Below are 4,334 nucleotides of genomic sequence, written 5' to 3'. Positions count from 1 at the left end.
GACAGGCTAAGAAGCGTGGTCAAGTCACAAGGGTCAGACGTCGCGCACCACCCCGTCACTGTCCCTGGCCAGAGACAGTGACGGGGCCAGTTTAGCAAAACTCAGATACAGAAGGGTCAGGTGGTCTGGCCCTGCGCCGTCTCGGCGCCAGCAGCATGCGGATCAGCGCCCAGGTGACCGCCGCCGCACCATGGCGGTCGATCAGACGGTGAAGCGACGGGTGCAGGCGCGCGGCCTGCGGATGCAGTTCGGCAATCATGATGACTCCTTGATCCGATGCGGAGACCGCATGCGGATGCAATGGTTGGTTGAGGTGAAATGACGGCATGGCGACGGGCCGCGCGAACGCGGTCGGTCAGGCGATGTCGTCGGTCAGGATCTGCCCGAAAGGGCCGAGAGCGGCGTCAGAAACGGCGGCGCTGTCGGAGACGCGATGGGGCGAGGGCGGCGGTTGTAATCTTCATCATTCGGCAGCCCCTCCTTTCGCGCATGAGTGCGGGCAGGGTTTCTTGCTGCCACCCTTCTGCATGGGGTGCAACAATCCGCCGCAGGGCATGCGACAGATTGTTGCACCTGTTGCAGCCAGGTCACATCTATGTGAGTGGGTCAGGCGGTCAGGGCGTGGGCGCCCATCGCGCGGAATTTCTGGCGCCGGTCGTTGATCAGATCGGCGGGCGACATGCCCTCCATCTGGGCCAGCATGGCGGCGATTTCCTTGCCCACGGCGGCAATGGCTGCGGCGGGGTCGCGCTGTGCGCCGCCCATCGGCTCGGCGATGATGCGGTCGATCACGCCCAGCTTTTTCAGATCCTGCGCGGTCAGGCGCAACGCCTCGGCGGCGTCGCGCATCTTTTCGGCGTCTTTCCACAGGATCGAGGCGCAGCCCTCGGGCGAGATCACCGAATAGATAGAATGCTCCAGCATGGCGATGCGATTCGCGGTGGCAAAGGCCACGGCCCCACCCGATCCGCCCTCGCCGATGATGACGCTGACCAGCGGCACGCCGATTTCCAGACATTTCATGGTGCAGCGGGCGATGGCCTCGCTTTGTCCACGTTCTTCTGCGCCCTTGCCGGGATAGGCGCCGGGCGTGTCGACCAGCGTGATGACCGGCAGCCTGAAGCGGTGCGCCATATCCATCAGGCGGATCGCCTTGCGATAGCCCTCGGGGCGGGCCATGCCGAAATTATGGTGGATGCGCGATTTGGTGTCGTTGCCCTTTTCGTGGCCGATCACCACGCAGGGCGTGTCGTCAAAGCGCGCCAGCCCGCCCATCACCGCATGGTCGTCGCCAAAGGCGCGGTCACCGGCCAGCGGTGTGTATTCGCTGAACAGCGCGCCGATATAATCGCTGCAATGCGGGCGGTCGGCATGACGCGCCACCAGCGTCTTGCGCCACGGGTCCAGCGCGCCATAGAGGTCGCGCAACATGTCGCGCGCCTTGGCGTCCAGCGCCGTGGCCTCTTTCTCGACATCGACGGCCCCCTCACCCTTGCGGGCCATGGCGCGAAGCTCTTCGGCCTTGGCCTCGATATCGGCGAGCGGCTTTTCGAAATCCAGATAGACCATGCTGTATGCCCCTTGGGGTTCGGGTTTGGCGCTATATAGGCTGGGACGGACTGGCATGCAACGCGGGGGCACTATTGCAGATCGGCAAAGGCCCCGGACAGGCGCGCGACGGCTTCGGCCACGCGGGCGCGGGGGGTGCCAAGATTGAAGCGCAGAAAGCCGTCGCCCCCCAGCCCGAAACTGGCGCCGTGATTGGCCGCGATCCGGGCCGTGCCCTGAACGCGTGCGGTGAATTCGCCGGGCGCCATGCCGGTGCCCGAAAAATCGACCCATGCCAGATAGGTCGCCTGCAACGGCATCGAGCGCAGGCCGGGGATCGCATTCACCCCCGCATCGAACAGGCGGCGGTTGCCGTCCAGATAGCGGACCAGCGCATCGACCCACGCCGCCCCCTCGGGCGAATAGGCGGCGGCGACCATGTCCATCCCCATGAACGCGGCCGAGACGCCCCGCGCCATCAGCGCCGCCTTGAAGCGCGCCCGCAGGTCGGGGTCCGCGATGATCGCATTGCCGATATGGGCGCCGGCAATATTGAAGGTCTTGGTGGCGGCGGTCAGCGTGACCAGCCGGTTCTGGATCTCAGGAACCAGCGCCGCGATCATCTGGTGGCGCGGTGCGTCCGGCATGACCAGATCGCAATGAATGTCGTCCGAGATCAGGATCAGGTCGTGACGGGTGCAGAAATCCGCGACCTCGCGCAGCTCGTCCGGGGTCCAGACGCGACCGCCGGGATTGTGGGGCGAACAGAGGATCAGCATCCGTTCGCGCCCGCTCAGGCGGGACTGCCAGCCCGCCCAGTCCATGCGGTAGTGCCCGTCCTGCATCGCCAGCGGCAGCTCGGTCAGCTCGCGCCCTGCCGTCCGGATCACGCGGGCGAAGGCGTGATAGACCGGGGTCATGATGATCACGCCGTCGCCGGGCTGCGTATAGGCATCGATCGCCATCGCCACGCCATTGACCAGCCCGGCGCAGGTCAGCACCCAGTCGGGGCGGATCTGCCAGCCGTGGCGGTTCGCCATCCACCAGCAGATCGCGTCCAGATAGGGGGCATTGGCGCCGGGATAGCCATAGATGCCATGGGCCACCTGCGCCTCGACCGCGCGCTGGACGGCAGCGGGGGGGCGGAAATCCATATCGGCCACCCACATCGCCAGCCCGTCCTCGCCCGTCACGCCATAGGTTGCCTCCATGTCATCCCATTTGCTGCAACGGGTGCCGCGGCGGTCGATGATCTCGTCAAAGTCGGGGGTGGTCATGTCGGATATTCCTGTTGTGGCGCGCCTTATGGTCCGCGCCGCGTTATTGCTTTGAGCAAGGGCTTGGCCTAAATCGCGACTATGACCGTGAAACCGATCCTTATCCATCCCGATCCGCGACTTAAGCGCATGGCCGATCCGGTCGCGCGCGTCACCCCCGAAATCGAGGCGCTGGCAGCCGATATGCTGGCCACCATGTATGACGCGCCCGGTATCGGGCTGGCCGCGCCGCAGATCGGCGTGTCGCAGCGCATCTTCGTGATGGATGCCACCCGCGAGCCCGACGCCCCGCGCGCGCCGCTGGTGCTGCTGAACCCGGAGGTGACCTGGGTGTCCGAGGCGGAAAACGTCTATGAAGAGGGCTGCCTGTCGATCCCGGACCAATATGGCGAAGTGACCCGCCCGGCCGAGGTGCGGCTGCGCTGGCTGGGGCTGGATGGCAAGACGCAGGAGCGCGAGTTTGACGGGCTCTGGGCCACCTGCGCGCAGCACGAGCTGGACCATCTGAACGGGGTGCTGTTCATTGACCACCTGTCCGCGATCAAGCGGCAGATGATCACGCGCAAGATGCAGAAGCTGAAGCGGGACATGGCGCGTGGCTGACGCCCGCGCTGTGCGCCGCTGTTCCGTGCAGGAGATCTGACATGGCCGTCCGGCCCTTTATCGCTTTTTCCGATCCCCGCCTGCACCGCGCCGCCGAGCCTGTGGGCGAGGTGACCGAGACCGTCCGCATGATCTGGGACGACATGATCGACACGATGGAGGCGATGCCGGGCGTGGGTCTGGCCGCGCCTCAGATCGGGATCATGCTGCGGCTGGCGGTCGTGGACGGTTCGGACAAGCGCGGGCAGGCGGTGCGGATGGCCGATCCGCAGGTGCTGCATGCCAGCGTGCAGTTCCGCAGCCATGACGAGGCCAGCCCCAACCTGCCCGGCGTTTCAGCCCCGGTGCGCCGGCCGCGCGCGGTGACGGTGCGGTTTCTGAACGATCAGGGTGAGGTCGAGGAGCGCGATTTCGTCGGTCTCTGGGCGACCAGCGTGCAGCATCAGATCGACCATCTGGACGGGCGTGTCTATGTCGATCACCTGACGCCCCTGCGCCGCAAGATGCTGGTGGCGAAATCGGCAAAGCTGGCGCGGCGGGGATAGCGCCGGGGGCTGACTGCCCCCGGACCCCCGTGGATATTTCCGTGAAGAAGAAGGGGTGAGAGATGCGCGTGATCTTTATGGGGACGCCCGCGTTCTCGGTTCCGGCGCTGGAGGCGATTGCCGCCGGGCATGAGGTGGTGGCCGTTTATACGCAGCCGCCGCGGGCGGCGGGGCGGGGGCAGCGGCCGCGGGTCTCGGCGGTGCATGCCTGTGCGGCGGCTCTGGGTCTGCCGGTGCGCCATCCCGAGCGGCTGCGCAGCGCCGGGGATCAGGCTGAGTTTGCTGCATTGCGGGCCGATGTCGCGGTGGTGGTGGCCTATGGGCTGATCCTGCCGCAGCCGGTGCTGGATGCGCCCCGGCT

The 4,334-nt window shown here is 66.5% G+C and carries 6 protein-coding genes; 3 read left to right on the top strand and 3 right to left on the bottom strand.

Annotated features, from left to right (window positions below):
- Positions 1 to 91: 91 nt before the first annotated feature.
- The 3 genes from ACK41U_RS19050 to ACK41U_RS19040 all read right to left on the bottom strand — a co-directional run bounded on the left by ACK41U_RS19050 (position 92) and on the right by ACK41U_RS19040 (position 2,825).
- The gene (locus tag ACK41U_RS19050) at positions 92 to 259 is read right to left on the bottom strand and encodes a hypothetical protein (protein WP_409683779.1); all 168 of its coding nucleotides are present in this window, start codon (positions 257 to 259) and stop codon (positions 92 to 94) included.
- A 347-nt stretch (positions 260 to 606) separates the two neighbouring features.
- Positions 607 to 1,569, bottom strand: a complete 963-nt coding sequence (locus tag ACK41U_RS19045) for an acetyl-CoA carboxylase carboxyltransferase subunit alpha (protein ID WP_409683776.1) — start codon at positions 1,567 to 1,569, stop codon at positions 607 to 609.
- A 71-nt stretch (positions 1,570 to 1,640) separates the two neighbouring features.
- Complete coding sequence (locus tag ACK41U_RS19040) at positions 1,641 to 2,825, bottom strand: MalY/PatB family protein (RefSeq protein ID WP_409683773.1); 1,185 nt, start codon at positions 2,823 to 2,825, stop codon at positions 1,641 to 1,643.
- Positions 2,826 to 2,906: 81 nt separating this feature from the next.
- On the opposite strand from ACK41U_RS19040, the gene def (ACK41U_RS19035) reads away from it, so the two are divergent.
- The 3 genes from def (ACK41U_RS19035) to ACK41U_RS19025 all read left to right on the top strand — a co-directional run.
- On the top strand, positions 2,907 to 3,428 hold the full coding sequence (gene def, locus ACK41U_RS19035) for a peptide deformylase (protein ID WP_409683770.1): 522 nt from the start codon (positions 2,907 to 2,909) through the stop codon (positions 3,426 to 3,428).
- Positions 3,429 to 3,469: 41 nt separating this feature from the next.
- Positions 3,470 to 3,973, top strand: a complete 504-nt coding sequence (def, locus tag ACK41U_RS19030; protein WP_409683767.1) for a peptide deformylase — start codon at positions 3,470 to 3,472, stop codon at positions 3,971 to 3,973.
- Between the two features lie 62 nt (positions 3,974 to 4,035).
- A partial coding sequence (locus tag ACK41U_RS19025; protein WP_409683764.1) for a methionyl-tRNA formyltransferase occupies positions 4,036 to 4,334 on the top strand: 299 nt, incomplete at its 3' end.

The sequence above is a fragment of the Paracoccus sp. (in: a-proteobacteria) genome (genome assembly GCF_046289755.1).
Lineage (GTDB): Bacteria > Pseudomonadota > Alphaproteobacteria > Rhodobacterales > Rhodobacteraceae > Paracoccus.
Note: the sequence above shows the minus strand (reverse complement) of the source record. Positions and strands in the feature narration are given on the sequence as shown.

What these genes read in the sequence shown, in the direction of transcription:
- ACK41U_RS19050 (WP_409683779.1), bottom strand. Translation starts at nt 259, where the DNA reads ATGATTGCCGAACTGCATCCGCAGGCCGCGCGCCTGCACCCGTCGCTT.
- def (WP_409683770.1), top strand. Translation starts at nt 2,907, where the DNA reads ATGACCGTGAAACCGATCCTTATCCATCCCGATCCGCGACTTAAGCGC.
- ACK41U_RS19040 (WP_409683773.1), bottom strand. Translation starts at nt 2,825, where the DNA reads ATGACCACCCCCGACTTTGACGAGATCATCGACCGCCGCGGCACCCGT.
- def (WP_409683767.1), top strand. Translation starts at nt 3,470, where the DNA reads ATGGCCGTCCGGCCCTTTATCGCTTTTTCCGATCCCCGCCTGCACCGC.
- ACK41U_RS19045 (WP_409683776.1), bottom strand. Translation starts at nt 1,569, where the DNA reads ATGGTCTATCTGGATTTCGAAAAGCCGCTCGCCGATATCGAGGCCAAG.